Annotated in this window: 16 protein-coding genes; 5 read left to right on the forward strand and 11 right to left on the reverse strand. The window is 62.6% G+C overall.

Annotated features, from left to right (window positions below):
* Window positions 1–219 precede the first annotated feature (219 nt).
* The 5 genes from ABUA09_RS10500 (at window position 220) to ABUA09_RS10520 (ending at window position 4,497) form a co-directional block, all read left to right on the forward strand.
* Window positions 220–1,119, forward strand: coding sequence for a precorrin-6B methylase (locus tag ABUA09_RS10500; protein ID WP_033118462.1), 900 nt, complete (start codon window positions 220–222; stop codon window positions 1,117–1,119).
* A 364-nt stretch (window positions 1,120–1,483) separates the two neighbouring features.
* Window positions 1,484–2,062 carry a 2-oxoacid:acceptor oxidoreductase subunit gamma family protein gene (locus tag ABUA09_RS10505; RefSeq protein ID WP_195607692.1) on the forward strand — a complete coding sequence of 193 codons (579 nt, stop codon included), beginning with the start codon at window positions 1,484–1,486 and terminating at the stop codon, window positions 2,060–2,062.
* Window positions 2,059–2,364, forward strand: a complete 306-nt coding sequence (locus ABUA09_RS10510) for a 4Fe-4S binding protein (protein WP_033118464.1) — start codon at window positions 2,059–2,061, stop codon at window positions 2,362–2,364. The genes ABUA09_RS10505 and ABUA09_RS10510 overlap by 4 nt, the downstream gene beginning before the upstream one ends.
* Window positions 2,364–3,599, forward strand: coding sequence for a pyruvate ferredoxin oxidoreductase (gene porA / locus ABUA09_RS10515; protein ID WP_349949351.1), 1,236 nt, complete (start codon window positions 2,364–2,366; stop codon window positions 3,597–3,599). Before ABUA09_RS10510 ends, porA begins: the two co-directional genes overlap by 1 nt.
* Window positions 3,568–4,497, forward strand: coding sequence for a thiamine pyrophosphate-dependent enzyme (locus tag ABUA09_RS10520; RefSeq protein WP_033118466.1), 930 nt, complete (start codon window positions 3,568–3,570; stop codon window positions 4,495–4,497). The genes porA and ABUA09_RS10520 overlap by 32 nt, the downstream gene beginning before the upstream one ends.
* A 47-nt stretch (window positions 4,498–4,544) precedes the next feature.
* On the opposite strand, the gene ABUA09_RS10525 is transcribed toward ABUA09_RS10520, so the two are convergent.
* From ABUA09_RS10525 to ABUA09_RS10575, 11 genes are all read right to left on the reverse strand, one after another.
* On the reverse strand, window positions 4,545–5,135 hold the full coding sequence (locus tag ABUA09_RS10525; protein WP_338135501.1) for a DUF305 domain-containing protein: 591 nt from the start codon (window positions 5,133–5,135) through the stop codon (window positions 4,545–4,547).
* Window positions 5,136–5,189: 54 nt separating this feature from the next.
* On the reverse strand, window positions 5,190–6,215 hold the full coding sequence (locus ABUA09_RS10530; protein WP_279203870.1) for a PfkB family carbohydrate kinase: 1,026 nt from the start codon (window positions 6,213–6,215) through the stop codon (window positions 5,190–5,192).
* A 14-nt stretch (window positions 6,216–6,229) separates the two neighbouring features.
* Window positions 6,230–7,192 (reverse strand): bifunctional 4-hydroxy-2-oxoglutarate aldolase/2-dehydro-3-deoxy-phosphogluconate aldolase, encoded by a 963-nt coding sequence (gene eda, locus ABUA09_RS10535; RefSeq protein ID WP_033118468.1) that lies wholly within the window; start codon window positions 7,190–7,192, stop codon window positions 6,230–6,232.
* A 195-nt stretch (window positions 7,193–7,387) separates the two neighbouring features.
* Window positions 7,388–8,464: a mannonate dehydratase gene (gene uxuA / locus ABUA09_RS10540; protein WP_033118469.1), complete on the reverse strand. Its 1,077-nt coding sequence runs from the start codon at window positions 8,462–8,464 to the stop codon at window positions 7,388–7,390.
* A 13-nt stretch (window positions 8,465–8,477) separates the two neighbouring features.
* A complete protein-coding gene (locus ABUA09_RS10545; protein WP_349949352.1) occupies window positions 8,478–10,097 on the reverse strand; it encodes a mannitol dehydrogenase family protein in 1,620 nt (539 codons plus the stop codon).
* Between the two features lie 21 nt (window positions 10,098–10,118).
* The gene (locus ABUA09_RS10550) at window positions 10,119–10,790 is read right to left on the reverse strand and encodes an amino acid ABC transporter permease (RefSeq protein ID WP_033118470.1); all 672 of its coding nucleotides are present in this window, start codon (window positions 10,788–10,790) and stop codon (window positions 10,119–10,121) included.
* A 71-nt stretch (window positions 10,791–10,861) separates the two neighbouring features.
* The gene (locus tag ABUA09_RS10555; protein WP_033118471.1) at window positions 10,862–11,755 is read right to left on the reverse strand and encodes a transporter substrate-binding domain-containing protein; all 894 of its coding nucleotides are present in this window, start codon (window positions 11,753–11,755) and stop codon (window positions 10,862–10,864) included.
* A gap of 135 nt (window positions 11,756–11,890) precedes the next feature.
* Window positions 11,891–12,727, reverse strand: coding sequence for a sugar phosphate isomerase/epimerase family protein (locus ABUA09_RS10560; protein WP_033118472.1), 837 nt, complete (start codon window positions 12,725–12,727; stop codon window positions 11,891–11,893).
* 2 nt (window positions 12,728–12,729) lie between these two features.
* Window positions 12,730–13,566 carry a sugar phosphate isomerase/epimerase family protein gene (locus ABUA09_RS10565; RefSeq protein WP_349949353.1) on the reverse strand — a complete coding sequence of 279 codons (837 nt, stop codon included), beginning with the start codon at window positions 13,564–13,566 and terminating at the stop codon, window positions 12,730–12,732.
* A 3-nt stretch (window positions 13,567–13,569) separates the two neighbouring features.
* Complete coding sequence (locus ABUA09_RS10570) at window positions 13,570–14,319, reverse strand: cupin domain-containing protein (RefSeq protein WP_033118474.1); 750 nt, start codon at window positions 14,317–14,319, stop codon at window positions 13,570–13,572.
* Window positions 14,320–14,386: 67 nt separating this feature from the next.
* Entirely contained in the window at window positions 14,387–15,139 is a 753-nt protein-coding gene (locus tag ABUA09_RS10575; protein WP_349949354.1) for a cupin domain-containing protein, read from the reverse strand.
* Between the last annotated feature and the right edge of the window lie 8 nt (window positions 15,140–15,147).

Below are 15,147 nucleotides of genomic sequence, written 5' to 3' on the forward strand. Positions count from 1 at the left end.
GGCCATAATCACACGCACCACGGAGACTGCGCGTCCCACGACTGCGGCGGACACTGCGGTGCATGAAAAAAGGTCCGGGACCGGCATATGCCGGTCCCGGACCTTTTTCTCTCCCCGTTTCCGGCCTGTCAGGGGATGACAGGCCGGGCCATCCGTGGTACAATCAGGATAAATGCTTTGCTCTGATGAAGAGCGCACAACAAGGGGAGGCATGCTTATATGGAAGACCATCTGTTCACAAATGCCCATATCTTGGCTTGGCTCCAGTATTTTGCCGAGAATACCAGGGTGGACCTGGAAAAGGTAAAGCTGCTGGATATCACCCGAAAGAACAAAAACCTCATCCCCACAGTGGAGTCCCACTCCTCCGTGCTGGTATTCACTGAGGCGGGCCACCCGGATATCTTCTACCGCATGTGGGACGCGGGCCTGGGAGAATGCGACGTGTGGTACAACGAGGGCTCCGATCCCGCGGGTCCCATTCTCCACTCCAAGCTCAAGGATATGATCAACCGGGGGATCAACGCCTCCGCCGGTATGCTCATCCTCAACCCCGACGCCCGCTCCACCTATAAGATCGGCATGCGCAACTCCAGTTTCTCCCGGGGCTCCGTCCACTATGTGGGCAATGAGATCCGGGCGGTCATCCTCAGCAAGATGCACCTGGCCCAGGGAGATACGGTGTGCGTCATCTCCGGGGAATCCATCGCGGTGGAGTCGGCCATCCTCGCCTGTGAGGGCACTGTCATCGCGGTGGAGTACAGCCAGGGCGACCGCACCACCATGGAGGAGAATGTGCGGCAATTCGGCCTCAACAACATCTCCATCATCGATCACGTGGACGACGAAACGTTGGCCGCCCTGCCCGCCCCCTCACTGGCCTTCCTGGTGGCTTCCGCCAGCATGGAACAGGAACTCGCCTGCCTGCTGCGCCGCAACCCTCATATGGAATTCCTCATCTATACCCTGGATTTCCGCTGCGCGGCCACCCTGCCGGCCCTCTTTGAGCGCCTGGGCATCGGGGAGACCGAGGTGGTGCAGCTCTCGGTGTCCAAGCTCACGGCCAAAGGCACCTTCCAGACCGAGCCCGCCCCCTGGCTCATCTCCGGCAGGTCCTGAGTTTTTCTATTTTGTGTATTTTACCCATTGACAAATGTCCTTTCAGCCACTACAGTATATATAACAATTTAACGCATGAAAGATGATGATGGAGACAGTAGTGCCTCTCCGAGGATCTCAGAGAGCCGGCGGCAGGTGGGAAGCCGGTATCAGTAGGGCAGGCAGGAACATCACTCCGGAGTTGCGGCCCGAACCGCTTTGCCGCGAAGTAGGCGCCGCCGGGATTCCCCGTTAGAGGAAGCGCATATGTCGGTATGCAGTAACGGGTGGTACAGCGATGGTGATTTGATCCTCGTCCCTTTACAGGGGCGGGGATCTTTTTCGTCTGTGCCGGGCATACCGGAACAGAGGGAGGAAGGAACATATGAGCAAGCAAATGACCGAGATCCGCTGGCATGGCCGGGGCGGGCAGGGGGCCAAGACCGCCTGCCTGCTGCTGGCCGACGCCGCCTTTTCCTCGGGCAAGTATGTCCAGGGCTTTCCGGAATACGGCCCCGAGCGCATGGGCGCCCCCATCACCGCCTATAACCGCATCAGCGACGTCCCCTGCACCATCCACTCCAACATCTATCAGCCAGACTACGTGGTGGTGGTGGACGAGTCCCTCCTCTCCTCGGTGGATGTCACCGCAGGGCTGAGCCCGGAGGGCGCCGTCCTCATCAATTCTCCCAAGGCCCCCGGTGCCCTGCGGCCCCTGCTGCGGGGTTATTCCGGCAGGGTGTACACCGTGGATGCCCGGCGCCTTTCCGAACAGTACCTGGGCGGCTATTTTCCCAACACCCCCATGCTCGCCGCCATCGTTCAGGTCAGCCGGGTGCTGGAGCCGGATCAGTTCGCGGCCGATATGGAGGCCAGCTTCCGGCACAAATTCGCCACCAAGCCCCAGGTCATCGAGGGCAACATGAAATGCCTGCTCCAATCCATGAAGGAGGTGCGCGCATGAACTTCCAGGCATCCAAAATCAACGAGCAGACTCCCTGGCAGGAGATGACTCCGGGCGGGGAGATCTACGAGGGCGGCACCGCAAAGGCAGTGCGCACCGGCGAGTGGCGCTCCGACGTGCCGGTCTGGGACCCGGCCAAATGCAAGCAGTGCCTGCTGTGCGCCCCCTTTTGTCCCGACTCCTCCATCCCCGTCTCCAATGGAAAGCGGGGCGCATTTGATCTGGACCACTGCAAGGGCTGCGGCATCTGCTGGAAGGTCTGCCCCTTCGGCGCCATCGCCTTTGAAAAGGAGGAGAAGTGATGAGTATCCGCGACCGCCTGTCGGGAAATGAGGCCATTGCCTGCGCCATGCGGCAGATCAACCCCGGCGTCTTTGCCGCCTTCCCCATCACCCCTTCCACCGAGATCCCCCAGTACTTCGCCCAGTATGTGGCCAACGGCCTGGTGGACACCGAGTACGTCACCGTGGAGTCGGAACACTCCTCCATGTCCACCTGTATCGGAGCCCAGGCCGCCGGCGTTCGGGCCGTCACCGCCACGTCGTCCTGTGGGCTGGCGTACATGACGGAGATGCTGTATGTGGCCGCCTCTTCCCGCCTGCCCATCACCCTCGCCTGCGTCAACCGTGCCCTCACAGGCCCCATCAACATCAACAACGACCACTCCGACTCCATGGGTGCGCGGGACACCGGCTGGATCCAGCTCTATGCGGAGAACAACCAAGAGGCCTATGACAACTATCTCCAGGCCATGCGCATCGCCGAAACCCCGGATGTGCGCCTCCCGATCATGGTCTGCCAGGACGGCTTCATCACCTCCCACGCGGTGGAGAATATCCTGCTGGAGACGGACGAGAAGGTCCGGGCCTTCGTGGGGGAGTATACGCCGGAGCACCATCTGCTCCAGCACAGCAATCCCCTGGCCGTGGGCCCCTATGACACCTGTCCCTACTGTATGGAGCATAAGGTCCAGCAGGCCGAGGCCATGAAAAACGCCAAGCGGGCCGTGCTGGAGGTGGCCGCAGATTTTGCGCGGACCTTCGGCCGAAAATACGGCCTCTTCGAGGCCTATGCGATGGAGGACGCCGAGGTGGCGCTGGTGCTCATCGGCTCCACCGCCGGCACGGCCAAGGCCTGTGTCCAGCGCCTGCGGGAGCGGGGCGTCAAGGCCGGGCTCCTCAAGTTGCGTGTGTTCCGCCCCTTCCCCATGGAGGAGATCGCCCAAGCCCTCTCCCATGTGAAGGCGGTGGCAGTCATGGACAAGAGCGAGGGTTATTCCGGCTGTGGCGGTCCCCTCTTTGCCGAAGTGCGCTCCGCCTGCTACGATCTGCCCAACCGCCCCCTCATGACCAACGTAGTCTATGGCCTGGGCGGACGGGACTGTGCGGTGGAGGACGTGGAGCGGGTCTACCGCCACCTGCTCCGGATGGCCGAAAGCGGGGCCAGGCCGGCCCCCGGTATCTCCACATGGGCCAGCGCAGCAGTGAACAGGAGGTGCTCTGACAATGGCGTACAATCACAAGCTCGAGCTTTCTAAGCCGGAACGATTTGTCGGCGGACATCGGCTGTGCGCCGGCTGCGGGGCGGGCATCGTCTGCCGGGCCGTGACCCGCGCCCTGGACGAAGGGGACAGGGCGGTCATTTGCAACGCCACCGGCTGCCTGGAGGTGTCCTCCTTCCTCTACCCCTACACCGCCTGGGAGGACAGCTACATCCACTCCGCCTTTGAAAACGCCGCCGCCACCTGCGGCGGTGTGGAGGCCGCGTACCGCTTTCTCAAGCGCCGCGGCAGCGTCGAAGATTCCTTCAAGTTTCTGGCCATCGGCGGCGACGGAGGCACATATGACATCGGCTTCCAGTCCCTCTCCGGCGCCATGGAGCGGGGCCACGACATGGTATATTTCTGTTATGACAACGAGGCCTATATGAATACCGGCATCCAGCGCTCCTCCTCCACCCCCCGCTTTGCCAGCGCCACCACCACCCCGCCCGGCTCCGCCTCCAGCGGCAAGCCGCAGAACAAGAAGGACCTTACGGAGATCATGGCCGCACACCACATCCCCTATGTGGCCCAGACCACCTTTCTCACCAACTTCAAGGACCTCCATGAAAAGGCCCATCGGGCCATCTATACCCCCGGCCCCGCCTTTGTCAACATCATGTCCCCCTGCCCCCGGGGCTGGCAGTACTCTCCCGAGCTGCTCCCCGAGTTGTGCCGCCTGGCGGTGGAGACCTGCGTGTGGCCCCTCTATGAAGTCATCGACGGTGTATGGCATCTGAGCTACGAGCCGAAAAGGAAGCTGCCCGTCACCGAGTTCATGCGTCTGCAGGGGCGATTCAAGCACTGCTTCCAGCCCGGCAGCGAGTGGACCCTGGAGGCCGCCCAGCGGTATGTGGATGAAAAATGGGAGGCCCTGCTCTCCCGTTGTGTATAAACGCCGCCAAGGCGGCTTATCCTCTTTGGCAGCGCGGAGCCCCCGTTTCAGCCGCCTGCCTTTTGATGCGCCGAAGGCCCTGGAGCCGTTGGTTCCAGGGCCTTTTTTCCGGAAGGAATCCCCCCGCGCCGCCGTTCGCCACAGCAAAAGCGCAGGTATGCCGCCTGCACTTTCGTTATACCGGGCGCGCTCACAGCCGACAGAGCAGCCGCTCCATCTTCCGTATCCCCTCCTGCTGAGAGACGATGATCGCCTTCAGGGATCGGTCGAAGTTCCGGGCAGATAGGAAAGCGCAGCGCGTTCTCCGACATCTGCACCGCGCCCCTGTGGTGCGGGATCATCTCCCGCATAAAATTCCCGTTGACATCGTTTGTGGAGCAGGCCCGCTCCATATCCCCGAACATCCTTCCGGTGATCTGCTGAAAACGGCGCTGATACAGGCAGAGCTCCTGCCCGGTATTTTTTACTCCTTCGCATCCGCACAGCGCCGCCTCCATATCCGCAATGCTCCTGGTCTGCGCCTCTATGATATGGACCGCGATATTTTGCAGAGGAACAAGGGTCGTGTACTGCAGGAGGTTCCGGGACAGCTGGATCGCCGCTTCATGATATGTTCCGGCCCCCGCCGCGGCGCACAGAAGAAGGGCGGGGCCGGGGACACCGCATCGGTCCCGGGCCCCGCCCTGTACTGCTTACCGCTGGACCCGGCCGGAGCCGTCGCCGCCGGCGAGCTTTTCCACCTCGTCCAGCGTGACCCGGTTGAAGTCCCCCTCGATGGAGTGCTTCAGCGCCGATGCCGCCACCGCGAATTCAATCGCCTCCCGGCTGTCCTTCCCGCTGAGCAGCGCGTAAATGAGCCCGCCGCCGAAGCTGTCGCCGCCGCCCACCCGGTCCACGATGCGCAGGTGGTACTCCTTGGAGAAACAGTACTCCTTTCCGTCATACAGCATGCCCGCCCAGTCGTTGTCGCTGGCGGAAATGGAGGTGCGCAGCGTGATGGCCACCTTCTCAAAGCCGAACCGGTCGGCGAGCTGCTTGGCCACGGACTGATATCCCTCTTTGTTCAGCTTGCCGCCGTAGATGTCGGTGTTTTCCGCCTCGATGCCGAAAACATCCTTGGCGTCCTCCTCGTTGGAAATGCAGACGTCCACATACCGGCAGAGCTCGGTCATCGCCGTGCGGGCCTGCTCCCGGCTCCACAGCTTGCCCCGATAGTTCAGGTCACAGGAGACCTTCACACCGTGCCTCTTTGCCGCGGCACAGGCCTGCCTGCAGATTTCCACCAGGTTGGGTCCCAGCGCGGGCGTGATCCCGGTGAAGTGGAACCAGTCCGCGCCTTCAAAGATGGCGTCCCAGTCAAAGTCGGAGGGCTGCGCCTCCTGGATGGCCGAGTGGGCCCGGTCATAGATGCACACGCTACCCCGCTGGGAGGCGCCCTTCTCCAGGAAATAGATGCCCACGCGCTCCCCGCCGCGGACGATCCCGGAGGTGTCCACCCCCAGCCCCCGCAGCGCGTTCACCGCGCCCTGTCCGATGGCATGGGCGGGCAGCTTGGTGACAAAGGCGGCATCCAGACCGTAGTTGGCGAGGGATACCGCCACATTCGCCTCTCCGCCGCCAAAGGTGGCCTGGAGCTGGTCGTCCTGGAAGAACCGGTAGTATCCGTTGGGCGCCAGCCGCAGCATGATCTCTCCGAATGTTACCACACGCTTGCTCATAAGTGAGAGCCTCCTTATTTCTGTACCAGATGAATGGCAAAGCCGCCGAATGTTCCGTCCAGATAGATGGCCTTGGTCTTTCCCTTGCCGTCGGTCTTTCGGGTCTCCTCCAGACACTTGACGCCCTGAAGACCCAGATGATAGACCGCCCTGTCCACGCTGTTGGTGCCGATGGCGATGTGGCCGTGGGCCCCGGGACCGGGCGTCTTGGTGCACTCTGCCGCAGGCAGCGCCTGTACGGAGGAGTTGCCCATCTTATACTCGAATCCAAATATGGCGCACAGTGTCCTGGCCGTCCGGTCCGCCTCCGCCTCGCTGCCGCAGTTGATGCCCACATGATGCAGGGAGAACCCCAGCATGGTGCGCACGGCTTCCCGGGTCATACGGGTAATCTCCTCCCACCTTTCTCCCTCGATGAGCTCCTTTTTCACCATCCAGGTGCCCCCGCAGGCCACGATCTGGTCAAAGGACAGGTAATCCATCAGATTCTTTGCGTTGACTCCGCCGGTAGGCATCCATTTCAGCGCCCGATAGGGGCCGGCGATGGCCTTCAGCTTGGCCACGCCCCCGTTCTGTTCGGCGGGGAAAAACTTTACCACCTCCAGGCCCATAGACATGGCCTGCTCCATCTCGCCGGGGGTGGCGGTGCCGGGCACCATCAGCGCCCCCTTGGAGAGGACATACTGCACGGTGTCCGGGTTGAATCCGGGGCTGACGATAAACCTGGCCCCGGCCTCCAGCGCCCGGTCCACCTGCTCATGGGTCAGGACAGTGCCCGCGCCCACCAGCATCTCGGGCACTTCCCGAACGATCGCCCGCATTGCCTCCTCCGCTGCGGCGGTGCGGAACGTCACCTCCGCCACGGGCAGGCCGCCGGCCACCAGGGCCTTCGCCAGCGGCACCGCCTTCTTAGCGTCGTCGATGGCGATCACGGGCACAATGCCGACGTTGGAAATTTGTTTCAGAATGGGGTCCATGCGCTCAACCTTCTTTTCTGCAAATTTAGAACCTGTATTCCTGAGACGGGCAGGGTCCCTGCAGCATGGCGGGAAAACCCCGCCTGGATGCCGCGGGACGGAGGTGCATACGGGCTCTCATACACGAAAAACACCGCACCCGGCGTCGAAACCAGCCGGCATGCCGGGACGCGCACGAATGCGGTGTGCTCTCTGTTACCGGTGGTCCTTTTGAATGGCCTCCCACAGGCCGCTGAGGTAGGCCACGCCCAGCGCCCGGTCGTACAGGCCGTAGCCCGCCCGGCCCTGCTCATCCCAGATCATACGTCCGTGGTCGGGCCGGATATAGCCCTCGAATCCGATGTCATAGTAGGCCTTCATGATCTCGTACAGGTCCAGGCTGCCGTCGGCGGAGAAGTGCGCCGCCTCCTCAAATTGGCCGGGCCCGGTAAACTTGATGTTGCGCACATGGCCGAAGTGGATGCGCCCCCGGCTCCCGAATTCCCGCACCATGGCGGGGATATCGTTGCAGGGATTGGAGCCCATGGAGCCGGAGCACAGCGTCAGGCCGTTGCAGGGACTGTCCACCAGGGAGAGGATGCGCGTCACATTGTCCCGGTTGGTACAGATCCTTGGCAGGCCGAAAATATCCCAGGGGGGATCGTCCGGATGGATGGCCATTTTGACGTCGTACCGCTCACAGACCGGGATAACGGCCTCCAGGAAATAGCGCAGATTGCGGAAAAGGTCCTCATGGGAGACGCTCTGATACTGGGCGAAGAGGTGCTTGATCTCCGCCATGCGCTCCGGCTCCCACCCGGCCATCTCGAACTCGCCCGCCCCCTGCTGGATCCGGTCGGCAAAGTCCTGGGGATCGGTGATCTTGTCGATGACAGCCTGGTCATAGGCCAGTACGGTGGCCCCGTCGGCGCGTGGCTTGAACAGGTCGCTACGGGTCCAGTCAAAGACCGGCATGAAATTGTAGCAGATGACCTTCACGCCCGCCTGTCCCAGCCGTTCAATGGTCTTGCAGTAATTGTCGATGTACTCGTCCCGGCCGGGCAGGCCCAGCTTGATATCCTCATGGACGTTGACGCTCTCGATGACCTCCAGCTCCAGCCCCGCGTCGTTGACCTCCTGCTTCAGGGCCTGGATGCGCTCGGTGGGCCACAGGGCCCCGGCGGGCATGTCCATCAGGGAGCTCACCACACCGCTCATATTGGGGATCTGTTTGATATAACGCAGCGGTATGGGGTCCATCTGGCTCCCGTACCAGCGAAATGTCATCTTCATGGATGATCGCTCCTCATGCTCTCTCACTCAAATACCGGCGCAGAGTGGTACGGACCGCGCCGGGGCCCGCCAGCATGGCCCGGAACGCGGCTTCTGTTTTTTCTCCCAGCCCCGCCTGATACAGGTCCACGCCAAAAATAGCGGCGTTGGAGAGGATGGGGCGGAGCTGATCGGTACAGGTCTCGGGCGTGCCCACCTTCACTCCGGCCAACAGGGCCTGGAGGGCAGGCGCCATGGGATCGGGGCTCACCGGCATCTCCCGCAGGGCGTCGTCCACCCCCAGCAGGTACCGGCACCACCCCGCGAAGACCAGCGGGATATATTCCAGCGCGGAGACCGCCAGATCGGTGCGCTGGGTATAGCGCTGAAGCGTGCCGCCGTACCGGACGGGCAGCTTCTGGGAGGTGTCCGCGGCGATACGTTGGGGCGTATCCGGGATGGCGGGGTTGGGAAAACGCTGGTGCAGCACCTCGTCGATGAACTTTCGGGGACTGAGGAGGCCCGGGTCCTCCACCACGGGGAGACCTTCGGCGGCGATGTGCTCCACCAGAGCCCTCAGGTCCGGGTCGGCCATCTCCGCGGCGATGGTGGTGTAGCCCAGCAGGCACCCATACACGGCCAGGGCGGTGTGCAGGGGATTGAGGCAGGTGCCCACCTTCATCTTCTCGGCCTTTTCCACCGTGGCACGGTCGGTAAAGTAGACCCCCGCCCGCTCCAGGGGAGGGCGTCCATTGGGGAAGGCGTCCTCCAGCACCAGGTATTCTGTGGTCTCGGCGTTGACAAAGGGGGCGATCAGCGTACCGGTGTTGGTCCTGGAAATGGTCATATCCTGCAGCCCCAGGTCCTCCAGGGCCTTTTTGACCTGCTCGGAGGGGTGAGGGGTGATCTTATCGATCATAGACCAGGGGAAGGTGACCTTTTTCTCGTCGGAGAGCCATGCCAGGAAGGCGGCGGGGACCAGTCCCGCCCGCTCCCATGCCTCTGCGGCGGCAAACACGCCCTCCCGGAGCTTTTTCCCGTTCTGCGCGCAGTTGTCCATGCTCACCATGGCGATGGGGTGTCCCCCCGCCTGGAAGCGGCGGTAGAGGAGCGCCGCCGCAATGGACATGGTGTGCCGCGGGGCGTCCGGCCCGGCGGCAAAATCCTGCCGGGCCGCGGGGAGCGTCTCGCCCGCCAGATCGGTCAGCGCATACCCCTTCTCCGTGATGGTAAAGCTGGCCAGCTGGAGGCTGGGATTCTGGAACACCTGCACCAGCCGTGCCCAGTCAGGCCCCGCGCAGTCGGCCTTGTATCCGCCCGCCACGCTGGCCACAACCTCCTTGTCGTAGAAGCCGTCGGCATGCATGCGCACCAGCAGGCTCAGCTCGTCATAGGGCTCGTATACTTTGTCGATGATCTGGAAGTCGAAGGATTCGGCCGCCAAAATGCCGGTATCGGTGACCCCGGCGTTCAAAAGGGTCTGTTGGGCCGCGGCCAGAAAGCCCCGAAAGATATTGCCCGCGCCGAAGTGGACCCAGGAGGGCCTTTGCAGCGTCCGGGCCTTCATGGCCTCCACATCGTACCGCGGCAGCGCAATGCCGGCGGCTTCCCAGGCGGAGCGGTCCTTCAGTCCCTGAATATTCAAATGCAACATAGCAGATCGTTACCCTTTCCGTCAGACTCTGGTGTCCACCAGATGCTTGCCCAGCTTCTTTTCCAGCATTCCCTGGAGCTGAGTGAGCACGGTGCTGAAAATCAGGTAGACAAGAGCGGCCTCGCAGTAGAGCAGCAGGGGCTGGAATTTGACGGCGATGATGGACTTGGCCGTCATGAGGATCTCCGCCACCGTGATGGAGGAGACCAGGGAGGTGTCCTTCAGCAGGCTGATGAAGGAGTTGCCGAGAGATGGTACGGCCACCAGGGCCGCCTGCGGGATGACCACCTGGGCCATTGTCTGGAGCTTGTTCAGTCCCAGGGCCCTGCATGCCTCAAACTGTCCTTTGGGGATGGAGCCCAAGGCGGCGCGGATGACTTCGGAATTGTAGGCGCCCTGGCTGATGACCAGCGCCAGGATAGCGGATGGGATGGGATCCAGCACAAGCCCCACAGAGGGCAGTCCAAAATAGATCACATAAATCTGGACCAGCAGGGGGGTGCCGCGGATCACCCAAACCACAAACCAGGCGATTGCCTTGAAGGGTGCGATCTTGGACATGCGCATCAGCGCCAGGACGAATGCCAATACCAGGCCCACGACAAACGAGACCAGCATCAGCGGGACAGAGATCAACAGGCCCGCTTTGAACATGGGCCAGAAGGAATCGACCAGCAATTGAATGTTTTCCATGGCAGCCCGCCTCCTTGTTTTTCGAGAAAAGGGGGCGCCGCCCAAGGGCGGCGCCCCGGTCAATGCTTGACTTACTTCTTGTAGATGCTGGTGCTGTCGGCCACGGTCTGGCCAAAGTACTTCACGGTCAGGTCATAGCAGGTGCCGTCGTCGATCATCTCCTGGATGATCTCGGAGATCTTGTCGCACAGTTCCTGATCCTCTTTGCGGAGCATACCGGCGGACTCGATCATGTACTCCTCGCCTTCGGCGGGCTCATAGATCGCGGCGATCTTCACGTTGACCTCGGGACGGCTCTTCATATACTCGTCCACGGCGGCCACGTTGTTGATGGTGCCGTCGGCGCGACCGGTGTTCAGCTGCTCCATTGCGGCGGTCAGATCACCGTCGGCAGTGGTGGCGCCGAAGCTCTGGGCGATCTTGCCCGCGGCGGAGGAGGGAGAGTTGATGCACAGCTTGCCGTCGAGGTCCTCAAAGGAGGTGATCTCATCGTTGTCGCCGTTGACCACCAGGCAGTAGGGGTTCTCCGCGTAGGAGGCGGTGACGGCGTATTTCTCCTGGCGCTCGGGGTTGGGGTTCACACCGCAGATCACGATGTCATAGCGGGCTGCATCCAGGCCGGCCAGGACGGGGTCCCAACTGTCGGAGATCTGGAACTCGGCCTCCACGCCCAGGCGGGAGGCGATCTCCTTGGCGATCTCCACCTCGAAGCCGGTGAGCTCTCCGGTGCCGTCCTCGTTGTACACGTAGGGGATCCAGTTGCCTTCGGCGCCGATGGACAGCTTGCCCGCGTCCAGCACGCGCTGGAGGGAGCCGTCTCCCTCGGGAGCGGCCGTGACGGGCGTAGTGGTCTCGGGCGCCTCGGTCCCGGGCGTGGGCGTGGCGCTGCTGCCGCCGCCGCAGGCGGCCAGAGAGACGATCATCGCAAGAGACAGGGCGCCGGTAAGGATCTTCTTTGCTTTCATGACTGCTTCACCTTTTCCTTTTCATTATAATTTATTTTTCAGCGCGCCGCGCTGAGAAATACGGATCTCCAGGGCCTGTTGGAACCATGGGGGCGGGCCCGGCGTTGGGGTGTGCCGCCCGTTTTCAAACAGGCCCTAGTCCTGGAGGAACCGCTCCAGGACCCGAAAGTTTCTCCGGTCCGCGGCATAGGGGTCGGTAAAATAGTGCTCGTCCGCCACCTCCTGCACCAGATATCCGGTGAAATGGTGGTCGTTCAGGGTCTGGATCTGCCGTGCCAGGGCGGTGTTTCCGTCACCCCACACATTGTGGAGCCAGGGGTCGCCGTCCAGGAAGTGCATGTGGATCAGATCGTCCCCAAATGCCTGAAACCAGTCCTCCAGGGTCTCCCCCGCCGCGCCGGTGGCAATGTTGTCCACCATCATTTTCAGATTGGGATGGTGGATCTCCTCATACATGCGGCGGGCCCGCTCCAGACTGTAGACCAGATTGCTCTCGTCCTGGCGGAGGGACTCCATCACCAGCAGGATACCCTCCCGCCCGGCCGCCAGGCACAGCCGGCCCAAGTGATCCCGGCATCGGCCCCACATGGCGGCCTCATCCTCCCCGCAGTAACCCCAGCCGGAGTTGACCACGACCCGGTCCGCGCCCAGCTCGGCCGCCAGATGGATGGCGTTGGAGAAGTACCGGAAGGACCGCTCCAGAAGTTCCGGCTCCTGGGAGGCATACTGATATTGATAGGCTATGCTGGGCGCCGTGACGGACACCACCCGGACATTGTGCGCGGAGAGCTTGGCACGGAGCGCATTGACATCGCCGAATCCCTCATGATCCAGCCAGAAGTGGGCCGCGCCGCACCAGAGCTCGATCTGCTCTACGCCCAGGCGCTGCTGGCAGTCCAGAAAGTAGTCTAGAGAGAAGCGGCGGTAATGCTGGTTCATGTTGACCAGTTGTCCTCGTTTGATGCCCGCCATGGCTACACCTCCCCGCACAGGGCCGCCAGGGCCCGCTCGTCCGGATAAGAGGGCCGCTCCAAATACCACTCACCGGGCAGGCGCAGGGAGATCTCCCCCCCATAGCCCACCTCATTCAGCTGGCACAGGTACCGCTCCATGGGAAGTACTCCTTCGCCCCAAGCCCGCCAGCCGTGGTAATTGCCGTCGCACAGCCGCACCAGCCCCGTCCGGTCCCCCAACCGGTCGAACCAGTCCGGAATGGTATCGCCGCAGGCGCTCATGACATTGGTATCCAGACACACGCCCAAGCCGGGACGGCGGAGCCGGTGGAGCATGGCCTCCAGCTCCCGCGCAGTGTTGAGGACGGGGGCCTCGGCGATGAGAGGGGTCTCCGCCCCCATGGCCGGGGCCAGCAGCAGGCCCACACCCGCGGCCTCCGCCGCATCACACAGGATGCAGAGGGTGTCGGCGGCGTGCTCCCGGAGCTGTTCGACCTTCAGGTCCCAGCAGGCGCCGGCCGCGTCCAGCACCAGCCGGTCGCACCCCAGTTCGGCGGCCAGTTGGATACAGCTTTTGTAATAGCCCAGGGTGGCCGCCCGCTGTTCCCCCGCCGGAGCGGTGATGGAACAGCGGTAGGACGGCGGCGTCAGGACCGCCACGCGAAGCCCTGCCCGCGCCAGCGCCGCCTTCAGTCCCGCGGGGTCGTCATGGTCCCGGTATCCGCAGAAGAAATGGGGGACCTGTGGAACAAAGTCCAGACTGCGCAGCCCCAGCCGCCTCATCTCGTCCAGGAAGAATGCCAGAGGGTAGCGGCTGTACTGGCCGTTGGAGCCCAGCAGCCGCGTGCTGACCGCCATCTCTTACTTGATCTCGCCGGGGTAGCCGTTCTCGCACAGCTCGAACCACACATAGGCGAACTTCTCGCCGTCGGCGCACTCGCTGCCGTGGTGGGAGCCGTGGGGGGTATAGGTGATGTCGCCGCCCTGGACGTGGATCTTTTCCTCCTCGGCGGTGTAGGTGAAGGAGGCGCCGGGCAGCATAATGTACCACTGCTCCAGCTCGTTGTGGATGTGCTGGCCGATGTAGTTGGGGCCGGTGCCGAAGTTGGCGCCCATGGACAGGCGGCCCAGGTTGCGGTGCTCCAGCATCATCATCTGCTGGATGTCGGCGCCGGTGAAGTCCTCCTTATAATGCCACGCCTCGGACACGCCGCGGAAACGGGGCAGGCTCATATGCGCCTCACGGAGGCAGGTCTTGTCATAGTCGTTGAGCTCGGTGACGAAGTGGACGATCTCCATCGTCTCCTTGGCGTCGGCAGCGCAGTGGAAGGTGAAGGTCTCCTTATCAAAGTCGGGCACAAACACGGAGACCTCCTTGATGTTGAACACGCGGCGGGGGGTGACGATGTAGCCCTTGCCCGCGGTCACCAGGAAGACCTGATTGTGCTGCTCCCGGGTATAGGTCTCCGGGGTGAAGTCCGCGCCGGGCTGGAGGGACACCCGCTCCACGGTGGCGTCCTTGTAGGCGCCCTCCAGGACGCTCACGCGGGACACGCCGTCGGTATACTTGTGCTGGATATCAGTACCTCTTGAAATCTTGACCAGAGCCATGGTAAATTCCCCTTTACAGTGAATTGTTGTGTATGAACGATCAGGTAGGCGTTCCTTTCGGTGGACCTTATTTGATCTCTCCGGGATACCCGTCGATGCACATCTCGAACCAGATGTAGTCGCACTTCTTGCCAGCCTCGACCTTGCTGCCGTGCCAGAAGCCGGTGGGGGTGAAGGACAGGTCGCCGCCGGTCATGTGCACTTCCTCGCCGCCGGCGGTATAAATGAACTCCGAGCCGGGCAGGGGGAAGTACCACTGGGCCAGCTCGTTGTGGATATGCTGACCGATCTCGATGGGGCCGCAGCCCTTGACGCAGCCCATAGACAGGCGGCCCAGATTGCGATGCTCCAGCAGCATCATGGAGGTGGTGACGGAGTTATCCTTGAAATCCTCGTCGTAGGTCCAGCCCTGGCTGATGGTACGGAACCGGGGCAGCACCATGCGGGACTCCACCAGACAGGTCTTGTCATACCCGTTGAGCTCGGTGATGATGTGCAGGAATTCCAAGGGTTGCTTGCTGTCGGCGGAGCAGATAATGGTGAAGCGCTCGGTGTCGAACTCGGGGACGAACACGCCGGGCTCGGTCACGTTCCAGGCCTCGCGGGGCGTGGTGACATAGCCCTTGCCCTTGGTGAAGATGAAGAGCTGATTGTGCTCGGTGACGGAGTATACGTCGGGGGTGATGGAGTGGCCGGGCTGGAGCGCACAGTGGGCGAAGCGGGCCTGATCAAAGGCCCCCTCCAGCACGGGCACGCGGGCATAGCCGTCCTTGAAATCGTACTTGACGTCGCTGTACCGGGCTACCTGAATGAGAGACATAAGTTCGT

Source organism: Intestinimonas sp. RTP31139st1_F5_RTP31139_211217 (genome assembly GCF_040226735.1).
In the GTDB taxonomy this organism is placed as follows: Bacteria; Bacillota; Clostridia; order Oscillospirales; family Oscillospiraceae; genus Intestinimonas; species Intestinimonas butyriciproducens.